The organism is Snodgrassella sp. ESL0253 (assembly GCF_013344965.1).
Lineage (GTDB): Bacteria > Pseudomonadota > Gammaproteobacteria > Burkholderiales > Neisseriaceae > Snodgrassella > Snodgrassella alvi_B.
In genome coordinates, this window is the sequence record NZ_JAAEDQ010000004.1 from 84,022 (window position 1) to 101,395 (window position 17,374).

18 protein-coding genes are annotated in these 17,374 nt (G+C 47.0%); 3 read left to right on the forward strand and 15 right to left on the reverse strand.

The features are described from left to right. Positions 1 to 85: 85 nt before the first annotated feature. The 12 genes from metG to GYX26_RS04820 all read right to left on the reverse strand — a co-directional run bounded on the left by metG (position 86) and on the right by GYX26_RS04820 (position 11,561). A complete protein-coding gene (metG, locus tag GYX26_RS04765) occupies positions 86 to 2,143 on the reverse strand; it encodes a methionine--tRNA ligase (protein WP_174828323.1) in 2,058 nt (685 codons plus the stop codon). 101 nt (positions 2,144 to 2,244) lie between these two features. Continuing rightward, a complete protein-coding gene (locus GYX26_RS04770; RefSeq protein WP_144235410.1) occupies positions 2,245 to 2,850 on the reverse strand; it encodes an SCP2 domain-containing protein in 606 nt (201 codons plus the stop codon). After that, complete coding sequence (locus GYX26_RS04775) at positions 2,802 to 3,407, reverse strand: TIGR00730 family Rossman fold protein (protein WP_100090799.1); 606 nt, start codon at positions 3,405 to 3,407, stop codon at positions 2,802 to 2,804. The genes GYX26_RS04770 and GYX26_RS04775 overlap by 49 nt, the downstream gene beginning before the upstream one ends. Positions 3,408 to 3,469: 62 nt before the next feature. Next, on the reverse strand, positions 3,470 to 4,546 hold the full coding sequence (gene pheA, locus GYX26_RS04780; RefSeq protein ID WP_174828405.1) for a prephenate dehydratase: 1,077 nt from the start codon (positions 4,544 to 4,546) through the stop codon (positions 3,470 to 3,472). Between the two features lie 70 nt (positions 4,547 to 4,616). Then, positions 4,617 to 5,840: a multidrug effflux MFS transporter gene (locus tag GYX26_RS04785; RefSeq protein ID WP_174828324.1), complete on the reverse strand. Its 1,224-nt coding sequence runs from the start codon at positions 5,838 to 5,840 to the stop codon at positions 4,617 to 4,619. 35 nt (positions 5,841 to 5,875) lie between these two features. Next, on the reverse strand, positions 5,876 to 6,874 hold the full coding sequence (gene argF / locus GYX26_RS04790; protein WP_174828325.1) for an ornithine carbamoyltransferase: 999 nt from the start codon (positions 6,872 to 6,874) through the stop codon (positions 5,876 to 5,878). Positions 6,875 to 6,884: 10 nt separating this feature from the next. Then, positions 6,885 to 8,042 (reverse strand): succinyl-diaminopimelate desuccinylase, encoded by a 1,158-nt coding sequence (gene dapE / locus GYX26_RS04795; protein ID WP_194240695.1) that lies wholly within the window; start codon positions 8,040 to 8,042, stop codon positions 6,885 to 6,887. 120 nt (positions 8,043 to 8,162) lie between these two features. Next, positions 8,163 to 9,221, reverse strand: a complete 1,059-nt coding sequence (alr, locus tag GYX26_RS04800; RefSeq protein WP_174828326.1) for an alanine racemase — start codon at positions 9,219 to 9,221, stop codon at positions 8,163 to 8,165. Positions 9,222 to 9,369: 148 nt separating this feature from the next. Beyond that, on the reverse strand, positions 9,370 to 9,633 hold the full coding sequence (locus GYX26_RS04805) for a hypothetical protein (protein ID WP_174828327.1): 264 nt from the start codon (positions 9,631 to 9,633) through the stop codon (positions 9,370 to 9,372). Then, positions 9,605 to 9,799: a hypothetical protein gene (locus GYX26_RS04810; protein ID WP_174828328.1), complete on the reverse strand. Its 195-nt coding sequence runs from the start codon at positions 9,797 to 9,799 to the stop codon at positions 9,605 to 9,607. The genes GYX26_RS04805 and GYX26_RS04810 overlap by 29 nt, the downstream gene beginning before the upstream one ends. Beyond that, positions 9,793 to 10,161: a hypothetical protein gene (locus GYX26_RS04815; RefSeq protein ID WP_174828329.1), complete on the reverse strand. Its 369-nt coding sequence runs from the start codon at positions 10,159 to 10,161 to the stop codon at positions 9,793 to 9,795. Before GYX26_RS04815 ends, GYX26_RS04810 begins: the two co-directional genes overlap by 7 nt. Before the next feature lie 143 nt (positions 10,162 to 10,304). After that, positions 10,305 to 11,561, reverse strand: coding sequence for a D-amino acid dehydrogenase (locus GYX26_RS04820; RefSeq protein WP_174828330.1), 1,257 nt, complete (start codon positions 11,559 to 11,561; stop codon positions 10,305 to 10,307). 178 nt (positions 11,562 to 11,739) lie between these two features. Between GYX26_RS04820 and GYX26_RS04825 the strand changes: the two genes are divergently transcribed. Further along, positions 11,740 to 12,204: an Lrp/AsnC ligand binding domain-containing protein gene (locus GYX26_RS04825; RefSeq protein WP_100090793.1), complete on the forward strand. Its 465-nt coding sequence runs from the start codon at positions 11,740 to 11,742 to the stop codon at positions 12,202 to 12,204. 646 nt (positions 12,205 to 12,850) lie between these two features. Here the strand turns inward: GYX26_RS04825 and GYX26_RS04830 are convergent. From GYX26_RS04830 to GYX26_RS04840, 3 genes are all read right to left on the reverse strand, one after another. Continuing rightward, the gene (locus GYX26_RS04830; RefSeq protein WP_174828331.1) at positions 12,851 to 13,243 is read right to left on the reverse strand and encodes an ACT domain-containing protein; all 393 of its coding nucleotides are present in this window, start codon (positions 13,241 to 13,243) and stop codon (positions 12,851 to 12,853) included. Between the two features lie 520 nt (positions 13,244 to 13,763). After that, positions 13,764 to 14,627 (reverse strand): prephenate dehydrogenase/arogenate dehydrogenase family protein, encoded by an 864-nt coding sequence (locus GYX26_RS04835; RefSeq protein ID WP_174828332.1) that lies wholly within the window; start codon positions 14,625 to 14,627, stop codon positions 13,764 to 13,766. Positions 14,628 to 14,685: 58 nt separating this feature from the next. Next, positions 14,686 to 15,486 carry a 3'-5' exonuclease gene (locus tag GYX26_RS04840; protein WP_174828333.1) on the reverse strand — a complete coding sequence of 267 codons (801 nt, stop codon included), beginning with the start codon at positions 15,484 to 15,486 and terminating at the stop codon, positions 14,686 to 14,688. Positions 15,487 to 15,811: 325 nt separating this feature from the next. Between GYX26_RS04840 and GYX26_RS04845 the strand changes: the two genes are divergently transcribed. Together GYX26_RS04845 and GYX26_RS04850 are read left to right on the forward strand one after the other, a co-directional pair. Beyond that, complete coding sequence (locus GYX26_RS04845) at positions 15,812 to 16,660, forward strand: DsbC family protein (protein ID WP_174828334.1); 849 nt, start codon at positions 15,812 to 15,814, stop codon at positions 16,658 to 16,660. 228 nt (positions 16,661 to 16,888) lie between these two features. After that, positions 16,889 to 17,236, forward strand: coding sequence for a DUF488 domain-containing protein (locus GYX26_RS04850; protein ID WP_174828335.1), 348 nt, complete (start codon positions 16,889 to 16,891; stop codon positions 17,234 to 17,236). Positions 17,237 to 17,374: the final 138 nt, after the last annotated feature.

The window sequence follows — 17,374 nt, forward strand, 5'->3', positions numbered from 1 at the left end:
GTGATGAGATTAACAATCTCATCACTTTTTAGATAAAAAAACAGACCAGTTAATATCAACTGGTCTGTTTTTTGAGAATGAATAATCAGCCGACTTTCATACCTGGCTCAGCACCACTATCTACATCCAATAAGAATAGTTTGCCATTACCGGCAGCCGAAGTAATCATGCCCTCAGACATACCAAATTTGGCCATTTTACGCGGCGCAAAATTGGCCACCACGATTACCATGCGTCCAACCAGTTTTTCGGGCTCAGGATAGCTGGCTGCAATACCTGAAAATATCGTACGCTGTTCAAAGCCAAGATCAACCTGAAATTTGAGCAATTTGCTGCTACCTTCAACTTTTTCACATGTCAGCACTCTGGCCACACGCATATCGATTTTCATGAAATCATCAAATGAGGCTGTGGCAGCCACAGCTTCATATGCGGCAGTAGCAGCTGTTGGCGCTGGCTGAATATTCTGGCGATTGGCCGCCACCAAATCATCAATCTGCTTTTGTTCCACCCGCTGCATCAAGTGTTGATAGGCATTAATGCTGTGACCTGCTGGCAGTAAAGTGGTGCTGTCTGCCCAGCTTAGTGGCGCCACATTCAGAAAAGCTGCCGCTTCAGTAGCCAACTGCGGTAATACTGGCGACAGATAGACAGTAAGGATACGGAAAGCATTTATCAGCTCACTGCATACCTGCTGCAAACGTACTTCCTGACCTTCCTGCCGTGCCAGCTCCCACGGTTTGTTGGCATCTACATATTCATTCACGATATCGGCCAGTGCCATGATTTCGCGCAAGGCTCGCGCATATTCCCGTGCTTCAAAGCAGGCTGCAATGGCTTCACTTTGTGCCTGTAACTGTGGCAACAGCTCACTGTTGCTGACATCGGTTAATTTACCCTGAAAACGCTTGCTGATAAACCCGGCAGCACGGGCAGCAATATTCACGTATTTACCAACTAAATCGCTATTAACACGGGCGATAAAATCGTTCAGATTTAAATCCAGGTCTTCAATTTTGCTATTGAGCTTGGCCGCAAAATAATACCGCAGCCATTCCGGATTCAGACGCTGTTCCAGATAGGAGCGTGCTGTAATGAAAGTACCGCGCGATTTAGACATTTTTTGCCCATCTACGGTGAGAAAACCATGAGCAAATACGCCTGTCGGTGCACGCAGGTTTGCATATTGCAGGGTTGCCGGCCAGAACAGTGCATGAAAATACAGAATATCCTTGCCAATAAAATGATACATTTCGGTATCGGTGTCTGCACGGAACCAGTGGTCAAAATCCACGCCGATGCGCTCACACAGGTTTTTAAACGAAGCCATGTAGCCAATAGGCGCATCCAGCCAGACATAAAAATATTTACCGGGTGCATCCGGAATTTCAAAACCGAAATAAGGCGCATCACGGCTGATGTCCCAGTCACTTAGGTTATCATCCTGAAGCCACTCATTCATTTTATTCAGGGCTTCTGCCTGCAAATGCGGCTGCTGGCGGCCATCAGCCAGTTGGGTATTGCCGGCAGTCCATTGTTTCAGATAATCAGCGCACTCTCCTAGCTTAAAGAAGAAATGTTCTGATTCTTTCAGTACTGGAGTAGCGCCAGAAATGGCAGAATACGGATTAATCAGCTCGGTTGGGCTATAGGTAGTACCACATGCTTCACAATTGTCGCCATACTGGTCCTGCGCATGACATTTCGGGCATTCACCTTTAACAAAGCGGTCTGGCAGAAACAGATTTTTTTCCGGGTCAAACAACTGCTTGATGGTACGGCTTTCAATTTTGCCATTGGCTTTCAAAGCCAGATAGATACTACGGGATAATGCTTCATTTTCAGGAGAATGGGTACTGTAATAGTTATCATAGCCAATACCAAAACCAGTAAAATCGGCCAGATGGTCCTGACGTACTCTGGTAATCATTTCTTCTGGTGTTACACCCTGTTTTTGTGCTGCCAGCATCACCGGCGTACCATGCGTGTCATCAGCGCAGACGTAGTAGCACTCATGTCCGCGGGCTTTCTGAAAACGCACCCAGATATCTGTCTGAATATGTTCAACCATATGCCCCAGATGAATGTTCCCGTTTGCATAGGGCAAGGCAGAGGTAACCAGTATTTTGCGTTGTTGTGTCATGATTGATGTATCGTTGAAATCCAGTAAAAATTCTTGAAATTATACCAGAGCCGTTTCTTTGCTACAGTAACGGCTTATATGCTGTTCGAGCAAAGTGGAATTTAGTTAAGTTTCTGGTGCAAGCGAGCAATGCGAGCGGCCAGACGTGCGCTGTCATCGCGTAATGTTGCCACCTGAGCAGCAAACTGCTGTAATTGCATCTGCCCCACTACAGCGGCATCGCTCTCACGTGCATAATCAGCCACCTGTGCTGCAATACTGTGGCTGATTGCACGGCCATGCTGATAGAGATTTTCCAGTTCCAGTGCCACTTTTCCGCCCACAGCATCACCAAGCAGCCGAGCAATATCATCACGCCAGTCATATTGTAATGCCTGTATAAGCGGCAGAATGGCCATACCCAGTGCGCGGTCACCGCTAATCTGCACATCGCCCACACCCGGCTGTATGCCACTGAGCATTTTACTCAGTGCGCTTGACGCAATCGTAATTGTGGTGTCAGCTTCGGCACAATCCTCCTGCCAGAAACCCTGTGCATCAATCCGTCCCTTAAGTGTGAGCATGGGTAACACCAGTGCAATAACCCGCTGCTGGTGCTGCTGCCAGCGCGTTTTGAGCTCTACATTCTGCTGAATAAGGTGATTAAGCAGCGCCAGAGTTAACATAGCGTTTCTCTGCTCTGCTGCGCCCATTGCGGTGTAACCCATTTCACCGCATCCCGTGGCTGCCAGTGGCGCATCTGTTCCAGTAGTTCTGCCGGTATGGTGGCACAGCAGAGTAAATCCATGTTTTCTGGTGGCATGAAACCGGCTGTCACAGTATTTTGCAGCATCTGGATTAACGGATCAAAAAAGCCGGCTACATTCAGAATCCCTACCGGATGAGGATGCAGCTTTAGCTGTGCCTGTGATAACACTTCAAACAACTCTTCATAAGTGCCCAGACCACCGGGCATGGCAATAAAACCATCAGCCAGTTCAATCATTTTGTTTTTGCGCTCGGTCATATTGGCTGTTTCATACAGTTCAGTCAGCCCCGGATGTGCGCCTTCCATATTTTTCAGAAAGCTCGGAATCACACCAATGGCTTCACCGCCATGTTGCAGCACGGCCGAAGCAATTGTACCCATCAGACCGATATTGCCACCACCATAAACCAGACGGTATCCCTGTTGTGCCATTTCCTGTCCGAGCTGCTGCGCAGCATCGAAATAAGCTTTATTCTGTCCCAAATTGGAACCACAATATACAACAATATTTTTCATACTTGTTTTTCTCCATGCCAGAGGTGATTTGCGCCTGTTTCAGGCCAATATTTGTTTTACGTTTAAATCACAGCTTGCGGATAAGAACCAATCAGTTTCAGGAATGCCGAACGCTGCTGCAAGGCAGCCAGTGCTGCCGCTACTGCTGCATCCTGTTGATGGCCTTCAATATCGATAAAAAATACATATTCCCATAAACCACCATGACTAGGGCGACTTTCGAGCTTGGTCATGGAAACATGATGGTCTGCAAAAGGCTGGAGTAAGTCATGTACAGCGCCAGCCTTATTGGGTGCAGCCACAATCAGCGTAGTTTTATCCCGGCCGCTGCTGGTGGTGATATTGCGCCCCAGTACCAGAAAACGGGTAGTATTGTTGGGTTCATCTTCAATATTCTGTGCCAGTATCTGGAGCTGGTAATGGTCGGCAGCCATCAGTGAGGCAATGGCTGCGGCACTACTGTCAGCAGCAGCCAGCCGTGCTGCTTCGGCATTGCTGGCCACGGCAATCCGTGCCACCTGCTCAGACAGATTTTTATCCAGCCAGTTACGGCACTGTGCCAATGCCTGTGCATGCGCGTAAACTTTATTGATGCCCTGTTCAGAAGCAACAGCACGCAGCAATTGATGATGAATGCGCAAATTGACTTCACCACAGGCTTTTAATGGCGTGGTTACCAGCAAATCAAGCGTGCGCCCCACTGAGCCTTCAGTAGAGTTTTCGATGGGTGCTACCACGTAATCTGCCTGCTGCGCTTCTACCAGACGAAAACCTTCATCTATTGAAGCACATGGATGTGTCTGTGCTGCCTGACCAAAATGTTTGATGGCAGCCTGTTCGGTAAACGTGCCCTGCGGGCCAAGATAAGCCACGGTTAACGGCCGTTCCAATGCCAGACATTCACTCATAATCGCCCGCTGTAAACGGGCAACCGCCTGACCAGATAATGGTCCCGGATTCTGCTCCTGTATCCGGCGTAAAACGGCTGCTTCACGCTCAGGACGGTATACTATGCCTTCTCCTTTTAACGTACCAATGGCCTGAGCATGGCCGGCACGCTGGTTTAATAACCGCAAAATTTCGCTGTCAATCTGGTCTATAGCATCGCGATGTGGTTTGAGTTTATCATTATCATACATAATTAGTAATGTTATTAGTAGTTTGTTCAAGAAAGACATGAAAAAGGCAGCCTGCTACGGCTGCCCGGAATTATTTAAGTTTTTTCTGCCATGCACTACGTGACAAAACCCATAGCAAAATGGCGCCACAGCTGGAGGAAATCAGCATCATCGTCGGCATCACATGTGTCGAACCATTATGCACCAATGTAGTCAGCCAGCCCACTATGGCGGCAATCAGAAATTGCATGGTACCCAGCACGGCATTGGCGCTGCCGCCTATTTTACGAAAATAGCTCATGAAACATGCCTGCGTATTGGAGCCAATCAGCCCCTGTGAACCAATGGAAAACATGATTAGCGCCAGTAGCAGGAAAAACGGTGGCCGATCCATGCTCCACACCACCATGGTTAATAATAAATTACAGCCCAGTTGCAGGAACACACCACTGAGTAAAATATTTCGCGCCGGCGTGGTACGCAGACGATAGGCTGTTACCCGATTAAACAGCATCATGGTAATTATATTGGCGGCAAAAGCCCAAGAATACTGATGTGCGCTCAAGCCATAGATATTCATATAAACAAATGAAGATTCAGTCAAAAAGACAAACATAGCCGCAAAAGCAGCAGTCTGCAAAAACATGAATCCAAGTGCTTCACGCTCATGAAAAACCACAGAAAAATTCTGTTTTATCTTGTGGAAAATTTGACTGTCCAGTGGCTGAAAGTCCATTTTAGCCTGCGGCATAAACCGCCACACACACATCAGCACGACCAGAGCATATACGAGCAGAAAAATAAAGATAATACGCCAGCCACCCAGTGCGGCCAGTGCTGTACCCAGCATCGGAGCAGCCAGCGGTGCAGCCAGAGTGATAATGCCTATGGTAGCGAACATTCTGGCCGCTTCATTGCCTTGAAAAAAATCACGTACCGTAGCACCTACAGTGACAGTTGCCATGCCGCCACCCAGAGCCTGAATCCACCGCCAGAACAGCAGTTCGCCGGCTGAATCAATGAAGATAATGGCAATGGCTGAGAGCAGATAGATACTCAGGCCAATCATGGCAATAACTTTGCGCCCTTTAATATCGGATAGTGCTCCCCCTAGCAATTGTCCAAGTGCCACACCAAACATAAAACTGGATAAACTGCGTTCAACCTGATAAATCGGTGCATGTAAGGAAGTAGCCATTTCTGGCACAGAAGACAGATAGATATCCGTGGAAAATGGCATAATCGCCACCATCACCGCTAACAGCAATGCCAGATAGTGCGGATTAATCAGTAACTGATTGGGGGAAGCTTTCATAACCATTCTCTCCATTAACAACAGGCTAAATCCGTTCAGGTGCCCAGTAATGCTACCAGTACGGCTTTAATGGTATGCATCCGGTTTTCCGCCTGCTCAAATACGATAGAAGCAGCACTTTCAAATACATCTTCGCTCACTTCAGCACCATCCAGAGCAAACTCATCGAAAAGCCATTGCCCTAGCTGAGTATCACGATTATGAATCGCCGGCAGGCAGTGCATGAATTTAACATCAGGATTGTGACTGGCTGCAAGCAGCCGGGCATCGACCCGATACGGCCTGAGCTGCTCAATACGTTCTTTCCAGATTTCTTTCGCCTCTCCCATCGACACCCAGACATCGGTATGGATAAAATCAGCTTCATTAACTGCGGCGGTTGCATCTTCTGTTAAGGTAATCCGCGCACCTGTCTGCGCCGCAATCTCGCGACACTGTGCCACCAGACTATCATCCGGCCAGAACGCGCGTGGGGCGCCGATACGCACATCCATGCCCATTTTGGCACCGGCTACCAGCAAAGAATTACCCATGTTGTAGCGGGCATCGCCTACATAAGCATAGGTAATCCGGCTTAAAGGTTTCCTGCTGTTTTCCTTCATGGTAAGCAAATCAGCCAGCATTTGCGTAGGATGGTATTCATTGGTTAATCCATTAATTACCGGAACCCCCGCATATTCAGCCAGCTGCTCAACAATCTCCTGACCAAAACCACGATATTCAATGGCGTCATACATGCGTCCGAGAACCCTTGCGGTATCGCGGATACTTTCCTTATGGCCAATCTGGCTGCCACTGCTATCCAGATAAGTTACATGCGCACCCTGATCATGTGCGGCCACTTCAAAGGCACAACGCGTACGGGTGGAAGTTTTTTCAAAAATAAGCGCAATATTTTTACCCGTCAGACGTGGCTGCTCTGCGCCGGTTTTCTTCTCAGTTTTCAGTCTGGCGGCTAAATCCAGCAACGTCTGGATTTCTGTTGGTGTATAGTCCAGCAGCTTTAAAAAATGTTTCTGGCTAACAAGACTCATTATTTTCTCCTTATGCAGATTGGCAGGAATCAGGCTGGGCAAGCTGTTGCAGCATATCTTCATAAATCGCCGATAACTGTGCTATGGCAGCAATATCCACACACTCATCTATCTGATGAATGGTTGCATTCACTGGCCCCAATTCAATCAGTTCACTGGCAATGGCTTTAATAAAGCGGCCATCAGAAGTACCACCGGTAGTAGATAACTGTGCAGCCACTCCGCACACACGGTCAATGGCTGTCTGTGCCACGGTGGTTAAACGTCCGGCTGCGGTCAGAAATGGTTGTCCCGACAATGCCCAGTCCAAATCATAGTGTAAACCATGCTTATCCAGAATGGCATGCACACGCTGGCGCAAACCCTCGGCACTGGATTCAGTCGAAAAACGGAAATTAAACTGCACCGTTAATTCAGCCGGAATCACATTGGTAGCACCAGTACCAGCATGAATATTGGAAATCTGAAATCCGGTAGGCGGAAAATAGGCATTACCGTCATCCCAGTGTGTGGCTGTTAACTCAGCCAGTGCCGCTGCGGCCAGATGAACAGGATTAGCTGCCAGATGCGGATAAGCCACATGTCCCTGACGGCCATATACCCGTAACGTGCCGGATAACGAACCACGCCGGCCATTTTTTATCATATCCCCCAGCGTATCAACAGCAGTAGGCTCACCTACAATACAGTAATCAATATGCTCACCACGCTGTTGCAGAATCTCGACCACGCGTTTAGTGCCATTATGTCCATCGCCCTCTTCATCTGAAGTAATCAGCAAAGCCAGACGCAGCGGCAAATCCGGCTGTTGTGCCAGCAAGCGCTCACAGGCAGTGACAAAAGCAGCAACGCTGCTTTTCATATCGGCAGCACCACGACCATACAGTCGGCCATCACGCTCGGTAGGCGTGAATGGTGGCGAAGTCCAGCAGCTTTCATCTCCTGCCGGCACCACATCAGTATGACCAGCAAAGCACACCAGTGGCCCCTGCTTGCCATAAACCGCATAAAAATTATCAGTCTCCCCAAACCGCAGAGTCTCAATGTGAAAACCCAGTGCTGTTAGCCGGTTCATCAGCAGCGGCTGGCAACCATGATCATCTGGTGTGACAGACGGCTGTGCAATCAAGGCTTTAGCCAGTTTCAGTGTTTCTATTTCCATTATCATAAACTCAAAAAAAATAACTTCAGGCAGCTTGAGAGGCTGCCTGAGAACATATTACATCTTTATAAACCAATTTTTCTGTCTTGCCAAACATTTACCCAATAATTGACAATCCATGGCAATTTATTCATATACCATTTCTGCCCGTTTGACATTACACAGTAATTCATAGGCAATGGTTCCGGCAGCAGCAGCCACCTCATTCACATTGACAGTATCGCCCCATAATTCCACCTCACTATCCAGTGACTGCCGGTGGTCATCTAGCTGTACCGTCATCATATCCATAGAAACCCGCCCCAGAACCCTACTGCGTACGCCATCAATGGCCACCGGAGTGCCTGTCGCAGCACGACGCGGATAACCATCGGCATAACCACAGGCCACCAGCCCTACCCGGGTTGAACGATTGGTAACAAAACTGGCACCGTAGCCAATCGGTTCGCCCATCTGCAACACCCGCTCACCAAACACCTTGCTTACCAGCCGCATCACTGGCTTAAAGCGGCTATCCACACCACCCATGGGTGAAATTCCATACAGCGCCAGTCCGGTTCGTCCCCAGCCACACTGGGTTTGCGGATAGACCATTATCGCTGCTGAATTGGCCAGACTCACTTCTCCGGGCAAATTGGCACACACCATCTCAAATGTGTGAATCTGTTCAGCAGTCATCGTTTTCATGGGTTCATCAGCACAGGCAAAATGGGTTATTTTCACCACATCGGCTACCTTGTCACTTTGTGCCAGCGCCTGATAGGCCGGTGCATAATCATGCGGAAAAAAGCCGGTACGGTGCATGCCCGAGTCCATTTTCAGCCATACCGTCACCGGTTTTTGCCAGTCATGAGCGAGCAGGGTTTCCAGCTGCCACAAATTACCCACTACCGGCCATAACTGGTAACGGTCTACCAGCGCATATTCTTCAGCGGCAAAAACACCTTCCAGCATCACAATCGGCAATTGTATGCCCGCTTCCCGCAGCTGCACCGCTTCATTGATACACGCCACCGCAAAACCATCAGCCATATCAGCCAGCGCTTGAGCACAACGCACTGCACCATGTCCGTAGGCATTGGCCTTCACCACGGCCAGCATTTTGCCACCGCCATGCATCTGTTTTAAAGCCAGAAAATTATCACGTAAGTGATTTAAACGTATATGCGCAACTAACGGACGCATAATGACTCCCCTGTTATCGTGGTTACCAAATTTTATTGTTTAAGCAAAGCAATCCCTGTAAGCGAACCAAACTGAGCCAATTTACGCAATGATCTGCGCTGCTGTATATCATACCGCCACAGATTACCGCCCAGATCTGTAATATAAATCACAGAACCGGCAAAATCCGCAGCCAAACCATCTCGTCCTGTAAACCGGTTGCCAGCACTTCATGGTTTGGCAGCCCGTCTGTACCAATACAGGCACCATTCAGGCTGTTGCCTCCTGCGCTATCGAGGTCACGGTTAGTCCAATACATCATCTGGTTTGCATGGTCAATTTCCAGATCGATAGGTTCGGGCAAATTATCCAGCACAATTACAATATCTGTACGGGCAGCGGCATCATATTCTTCCTGGCTGCAAACGGGCACGCAGAGTCTGGCTTTCACTACCTTTCATCAGGTGCCCTTTCTGAGTCCAGTAAAAATAATTATGCGGCTCATCCAGCGCAATGCCGACACAGTGACGTGAATAGTCATGCGCATCACGCGGATACAAACCAATCTGTACCAGTACCTCTATTCTACCGTTTACCACATCATAACGGCAGACACGCACTTTTTCACAGTCACACCAGTAAATCTGCTGTCTTGTTCATCAAACACCACCTGTTTACCGGGGACAAACAAACCATTGCCCACCAGCTCATACCGATGATGCCCATCCAGCGGAATTTCTGCAATCATGCCATCAGCCTGAAAAAATTCAAGTGACTCCGGTTCCTTTATCCGCTCCATGCTCGAATAAAATAGCCGCTGGTGTTGCCGGTCAACAGCAATACCATCAGGAAAATCATGCAACTCATCCACCAGTATCCGGTGCGTAGCCGTTAGCGTATCAAATTCTATAATCCGGCCAACAGGAGCAACATCCAGTAATAGAATTTTATCATTAGCCATATACACCTTATCCCTAAACAGGATAAATTAATAATATATTAACTATAATAAAACCTTTTACCAATCCTGTATGTCCTTAAAAACTGCATATTCTGGTACCGCACCACACAGGCAAATACATTTCATCAAACGATATTATTCGCTTAAACATAACGTGCCAGCGATAAATCACTGGTTTCAATTTCTGGCTTAACCCCACTAATCAAATCTGCCAGAATTTTTCCCGAACCCAGCCCCATCGTCCAGCCCAGCGTACCGTGGCCAGTATTCAACGACAGATTCACAAAACGGCTGGCACCAATAATCGGCGTACTGTCCGGTGTCATCGGGCGCAGACCACTCCAGAAAAAAGCCTCAGAAGTATGGCAACTGCCCGGAAACAGATCATTAACTACCAAGTCCAGCGTAGCCTTACGTTTTGGGTTCAGTTCAATACGATAACCAGACAACTCAGCCATACCACCAGCTCGGATGCGTTCATCAAAACGCGTTATCGCCACCTTATAAGTTTCATCAATAATCGTAGAAACCGGTGCTTTATCCTGATCAATTATCGGGATAGTCAGTGAATATCCCTTCACCGGATAAACTGGCAGATTAATCCCCAGCTTGCTCAGCATATTGCGGCTGAAACTACCTAACGCACAGACATAATGGTCGGCAGTAAACCACTGGCCATTAGCCTGCACGCCTTTAATCGAGCATTTATCCTGCTGAATTTCCGAAATAGCATGCCGGTATAAAAACTTCACGCCTAAAGCCGCACACTTTTCGGCCAGCTGAGTAGTAAATAAATGACAGTCACCCGTACCATCCTGAGGCAAATACAATGCACCGGCCAGCTTTCCGGCCATATGTGCCAGTGCTGGTTCATACTGCGTACATTCAGCAACACTATTGAGTACCTGCAACGGCACACCGAATTCCTGCAAAACAGCTATGTCAGAACGGGAATCAATCACCTCTTTTTCCGTGCGGAAAATTTGCAAAGTACCCTGCTTGCGCCCTTCATACTGAATATTTTCTTCTGCCTCCAGCTGCTGCAACATCTCGCGGCTATACTCAGAAATACGTACCATGCGTTCTTTATTAGTTGCATAGCTCTGTGCATTGCAATTGCGATACATCTGCCACAGCCATTGCAGTTGTGAGAGGCTGCCATCAGGGCGAATCAGCAAAGGAGAATGCTCCCTGAACAGCCATTTCCATACTTTAGCCGGTATATTCGGTGCTGCCCACGGTGTGGTATAGCCATAGGATAACTGGCCGGCATTGGCAAAACTGGTTTCCATCGCGGCCTGATCAGCGCGCTCCAGTACAGTAACTTCGTGTCCGGCTTTAGCCAGATACCAGGCAGTACTTACACCAATAATACCTGCCCCCATAATCAATACTTTCATTCTCTCGTCTCCCTAGTAATCAAACGGAATAATCTCAGCCGTTCAATTGCCTAATCCTCAAACAGCCCATTTAGTTACTTTTCATAGTGTAAACAAAGAATGGTAGTGAATTTCACTTTATTTAAACAAAAAAAAGGAGTATTTTTATAAATTATCACATTTATATCATAGATAAACCATGCACCATATTGACAAAGTGGACATGAAGATACTGTCCTTACTACAAAAAAACGCTCGTACCACCATGACCGAACTGGCCGACAAGGTAGGATTGTCCACTACTCCCGTCACTGAACGGGTACGGCGACTGGAACGAGAAAACATCATTACCGGCTATCACGCACGCCTGAATCCGCGTGCCTTAAACCAAAGCCTGCTGGTGTTTGTGGAAATCAAACTGCGTTCCAAATCCGGCAATATTTTTGAAGATTTCCGCCGTGAAGTACTGACCATTCCGCAAGTACTGGAATGTCACCTGATTTCCGGCGAATACGATTACCTGATTAAAGTACGCCTGCCCAATATGCATGCATATCGCAACCTGCTAGGCAATATCCTGTTGCAACTACCGGCCGCAGCCGAAAGCCGCAGTTATGTTGTTATGGAAGAAGTAAAAGAAGAACAGATGTTACATCTGGAATAAATGCCGGCTGTATTAAGTACTGGTCAATTGAGCCTGAATCTACTCTTCTGGCCGCGCCAGCCGTAAGCCCACACCCTGATTAACTGTATCAACGGCAGTATCAGCGGTGGTAAATGCCCTGTTTTCGGTCACAGTAATCTATTGGTAAGACAACTGCTGCTGTTTATAGCTAACAGTTTCAATCAGTGGATAACGCCTAAGCACATCCTAACCAGGCAATGCCGGTCATGCCAGCAACAACTACAAATGCCGCGCAACAACAACCTAATTGACTTCCGGCAATAACTTACCTTGCCGCATTACCTCAACGTCTGGTGTAATAATAAACACAAGTGCACAAGAACAATTTTCAGTACTTTAAAACCAGCTTGATAGACCCTGTTAAGCAACCATTTAACAGGGCCATCCACGGATTTATATGTTGCAATCATTCAGCCCGCATATGGTATTAAAAAATGTAGAGCACGATGCTTCTTACTGGCCTTATGTGTAAATATCGGCATCAATAACATGAACTACAACATGAAACAAATCACCAATATCTTTTGCATAGGGTGTTTGATATTGCATCATCTGTACATTTATCATTTACGTCAATTATTCAGTTTTACCATCAGCCAGCCAAATTTCAATTATCCGACTACAATTATTCACTCAAACTGTTCAGAATGACCAAAGCCTGCTGCACATCATCTTCAGCCACAAAAATATGGTCATGATAATAGCCAGCTACCACATTACAGCTGATATTCTGCTGCGCCAGTGCATGCGAAAATGCTGCTGTCAGCCCTACTGCCGCCAAAGAAGAATGCACTTTTAAGGTAATCCAGCCAGCAACATATTCATAGCCCAACTGCTGTGCATCTGCCACAGCCTGCGGCAGAATCAATGTAGTACCCTCACTCTCCTGTATGGTAGCCACAGCAGCGTCCAGCAATGCCGGTGCGGGTTGCTGCACAGTACAGAACACATATTTCCCCGGATTATGCTGCGGCGCAGCCGTTTGCAACAGAATTTGCAAATTACGTTCACCAGACATCATCATTTCCTGCTAAAAATGTAAAAATATTTATCCTAGCAATATTTATTTTCAGACGATAGCACTGCCAACCTTCCAATCAACAAGACACTAGATATGCAGACAAGCATGGGCAACAATCAGCTAAAGCAATTTGTTTTCAGATAACCCAGATAAAGTTGCCATGCAGCATTCCGGCATGACCAGACATATATACCGTAAGCATAAAGAAAAATAGATAAAAAAATGCGCACACGGTTAAGTGTGCGCCAAGTCTACAAAGGAGAAATAGAGGAGAAACTGTTAAACCAACTAGGAGCTGATTTAACGAAGCGAATTATGCATCAAATACGCATGCATGGCAAGTCATATTTTGTATTATTTCGACAAAATAGAGTTATTTTAATTAAAAATGCCGCAAAATTGATTAACTGCACCTATCTGGCACAGTCAAAAACACCAAAAAATGCTTTATTCAACCACTACTTAGCCAGAATAATGTCTTTATCTGCCAGAATTACCCCTTGCAGTACTTTTTTTTCTAATTCTGCCAGTCTTCGCGTATTTTCTGCGCTTTGGCAAAAAAAGCAGTCAACTTCTGCGCATCACCCTGTTGCAAACATTGCTGCAAATACACCAGCTCCTGCTGTTGCTGCTGTAATAGATCAGCCAGCACCTTACGATTGGCCAGACAGATGTCCGTCCATATCTGCGGATGACTAGCCGCAATCCGCGTAAAATCACGGAAACCACTACCGGCAAACTGCAACAGCTCATCGGCATTCGCTGCTTCTGCCAGCTGGTGAACATACGCATAAGCCAGCATATGTGGCAAATGACTCACTGCTGCAAAAATCGCATCGTGTCTGGCCACATCCAGATGATAAATCTGCGCCTGTACTGCCTGCCACATCGCCACTACTGCCTGCAATGCTGTTTCATCCTGATGCTCATGCGCACAGATAATGCATTTTTTCTGTGCAAACAGGCCAAACTGTGCCGCCAGTGCACCATGCCGGTCGGAACCGGCAATCGGATGAGCTGCAACACAACGCGGATAGTGATGCGGCAGCTCAGACGCAAAAGCCTGTAGTGCCAGCTGCTTCGTACTGCCCACATCGGTAACAATACACTGTTCAGGCAGATATGGCGCCAGCTCACGACAGACGAGGGGCAATGTATTAACCGGCGTAGCAATCAGCACCATATCAGCATCAGCCACACTCTCTGCATCAATCCGTGTATAGGCACAATCAATAACGCGCCGCTCCAGTGCCCGGGTAAGATTATCTGCATCAATATCAATACCGGCTACCTTGTCTACCAATCCGGCACGTTTTAAATCCAGTGCCAGCGAACCACCAATCAGGCCTACCCCAATCAGCACCAGCCTGCGCATACTCATATCAGGAAACACCCCACACAAACCATTATCCCGGCATCCGGTTCATTTACATTGATAGTCAACTTGAGCTTCCCCATGCAGCCAGAAATTCCTGCCAGTGTTGTGCCTGTTGTCCGTTCAGATAAGCTTTCAGGCAACGGATTTCCTGCTCGTACTCATCCGCATTCAGAAATCCACGCAACAGATTAAAGCGCAGATACATTAAATAAGTATTGGCAGCATCGGTTTCACAATAGTGCCGAATCTGCGCCAGCTCACCCTGCTGATAGGCCGCCCATACCTTACTGCCATCCATACCCAGTTTCCCCGGGAAACCACACAGCTTGGCCATGTCATCCAGTGGCACACAGGCACGTGCCTGATATAAGGAGAGTAAATCCATCAAATCACAATGGCGCGCATGATAGCGACTGATATAATTATTCCATTTAAAATCGCGGCTGTCGCCAAAATCCCCCTCCCCCATATCCCAGTAACGCGCAGCACTGATACCATAAATCAGGGCACGATAATGCAATACCGGCAAATCAAAACCACCACCGTTCCAGCTTACCAGCTGTGGCGTATGAGTTTCTATCAACTCAAAAAAACGTGCAATCAGTGTTTCTTCACTGTCTTCAGGTGTGCCGATACTACCAATATGGATTTTATCCGCACCCCAGCGCATACAGCATGATATGGCCACCACCTGCTGCAAATGCAGCTGCATAAAATCATTACCACCAGTTTTAGCACGTCGCTGCTGCAAGGCAAATTCCACCACATCTGCATCACTTACTTCTGCCGGCAAATGATTCAGCACACGAATACCGGCTACGTCTGGAACGGTTTCAATATCGAAAGCCAAAATCGGAGTCATGGCATGTATTCACATTAGTTAACAAACAAGTATTGTGGCATGAAGCCGGTAGCCACGCCAACCGTTTCACAAGCAAAACAACATTACATACCCGGCTCAATTGCCTTATACTCAACAACTAACAAGCAGACTATACAACTATGGACACTCAGTGCAGCTATCGCGACAACAGATTGCAGCCTGTCTGGTTTCGTAACTGAACAGCAGCAAAATAGCGACAGTTTTCACACAAATCCTTTTATGCAATCCACCGCTTGTGCATAATAGCAGCATATAATTTCAAATCATTCATTAACCATTAACTAAAAAGTAAAAGCCTTTCAATATGAAAAAATCCTACTTATGGCATTGGCTTACCCCCCTGCTCACCATACCTTTAATCGCATCCTGCGACGGTACACCGGTACACAATACCGGTTCAGCAGCCAGTGCCGCTTCTGGCATCAGTGCATCCGCTGCCAGTAACACAACAACTGAAACCAGCCAGACTGTCGATGCCAATACCAGTAAAAAACTTAGCGACAACCTGATAAAAAAAATGCAAAAAGCATTCAAAGGTCAGGAATTAAACATACAGAATATCTATACCACCCCATTTAAAGGTATTTATGAAGTTGTAATTACCGGTAATCAGATTATCTACACCGACGAAAATGCCGATTACATCATGCTGGGCAACCTGCTTGACCTACAACGCCACCAGAATCTGACCGAACAGCGTTTAAGTGAATTGTCCAAAGTAGATTTTGACCAACTACCGCTGGATAAAGCCATCAAAGAAGTTCGCGGTAATGGACAGCGTATAATGGCCGTATTTTCTGACCCTGATTGCCCGTTCTGTAAAAAGCTTGAAGAAGAAATCGCCCAGATTGATAACGTTACTGTCTATACTTTTCTCATGCCCGTACCCGAACTGCACCCGAAAGCACAGAAAAAATCAGTACAGATATGGTGTCAGAAAGATCGCACCACAGCCTGGACTGCCTGGATGCGTCATGGCAAAGAGCCTGCTAGCGTAGCCAATTGTAACAATCCAGTAGCTGAAACCATGAAACTGGGGGACAAATTCGGCTTTAATGGTACCCCTACCATGATATTCCCGAATGGTAAGACTATTTCCGGCCTGATGCGTAAAAACGATTTAGAGCAGGAATTGAACGACAACCAGAAATAACCAGCGTCTATAGCAAAAAGCAGCCAGTTGTGGCTGCTTTTTTTTATTCTATCCATAATCCAGTACGGCCTGCATATTGCTTACAGACATAGCATTTATCAAAACCAGCATTAACCAACCCATTCACAGCATCTGAATATATTCTCAACTGTCATTGCCGTCATAACAGTTGCCACAACAAATTTCAGAAATTATGATTAATCATTTCTAAAATTCAGCTCAATAGCCATGTATAGCGTTCAGCGTGTTTACATCTACCAGCACCAGCAACCGGCCGTATTAATTGACCGCCTGTGGCCACGTGGTATCAGTAAAGCCCGACTAAGCACAGTGGAATGGATGAAGACTATTGCGCCTTCCAGCCAGCTACGACAATGGCTGCATCAAAGTCCAATCAGTCGCTACAGCGAATTCTGCCATCTCTATCAGCATGAACTGTGTCAGCCACAACAACAGCAGGCATTGCAAACACTGCAACAACTGCATCAGCAGCACCAGCAATTATGGCTACTAACCGCAGCTAAAGACATTGCCCACAGCCATATACCTGTATTACTGGCGCAATTACAGGCATAAAGCGAAAGTTTACACCACTCTTCCCAATCCGCAAAAGATGGTTATATCTGTTTGCTAAAGAATGTCTGGCAACATTAATCTGGACGAACACATCTCAGTTTACAGTTTTACCAACTTCACATATGTTTCAGCCTGCCA

Coding starts and splice junctions, on each gene's coding strand:
- argF (WP_174828325.1), bottom strand. CDS start 6,874: ATGAGTCTTGTTAGCCAGAAACATTTTTTAAAGCTGCTGGACTATACA.
- GYX26_RS04770 (WP_144235410.1), bottom strand. CDS start 2,850: ATGGGTTACACCGCAATGGGCGCAGCAGAGCAGAGAAACGCTATGTTA.
- alr (WP_174828326.1), bottom strand. CDS start 9,221: ATGCGTCCGTTAGTTGCGCATATACGTTTAAATCACTTACGTGATAAT.
- GYX26_RS04775 (WP_100090799.1), bottom strand. CDS start 3,407: ATGAAAAATATTGTTGTATATTGTGGTTCCAATTTGGGACAGAATAAA.
- GYX26_RS04825 (WP_100090793.1), top strand. CDS start 11,740: ATGCACCATATTGACAAAGTGGACATGAAGATACTGTCCTTACTACAA.
- GYX26_RS04845 (WP_174828334.1), top strand. CDS start 15,812: ATGAAAAAATCCTACTTATGGCATTGGCTTACCCCCCTGCTCACCATA.
- GYX26_RS04785 (WP_174828324.1), bottom strand. CDS start 5,840: ATGAAAGCTTCCCCCAATCAGTTACTGATTAATCCGCACTATCTGGCA.
- GYX26_RS04850 (WP_174828335.1), top strand. CDS start 16,889: ATGTATAGCGTTCAGCGTGTTTACATCTACCAGCACCAGCAACCGGCC.
- GYX26_RS04830 (WP_174828331.1), bottom strand. CDS start 13,243: ATGTCTGGTGAACGTAATTTGCAAATTCTGTTGCAAACGGCTGCGCCG.
- pheA (WP_174828405.1), bottom strand. CDS start 4,546: ATGTATGATAATGATAAACTCAAACCACATCGCGATGCTATAGACCAG.
- GYX26_RS04815 (WP_174828329.1), bottom strand. CDS start 10,161: ATGGCTAATGATAAAATTCTATTACTGGATGTTGCTCCTGTTGGCCGG.
- GYX26_RS04820 (WP_174828330.1), bottom strand. CDS start 11,561: ATGAAAGTATTGATTATGGGGGCAGGTATTATTGGTGTAAGTACTGCC.
- metG (WP_174828323.1), bottom strand. CDS start 2,143: ATGACACAACAACGCAAAATACTGGTTACCTCTGCCTTGCCCTATGCA.
- dapE (WP_194240695.1), bottom strand. CDS start 8,042: ATGATAATGGAAATAGAAACACTGAAACTGGCTAAAGCCTTGATTGCA.
- GYX26_RS04835 (WP_174828332.1), bottom strand. CDS start 14,627: ATGAGTATGCGCAGGCTGGTGCTGATTGGGGTAGGCCTGATTGGTGGT.
- GYX26_RS04840 (WP_174828333.1), bottom strand. CDS start 15,486: ATGACTCCGATTTTGGCTTTCGATATTGAAACCGTTCCAGACGTAGCC.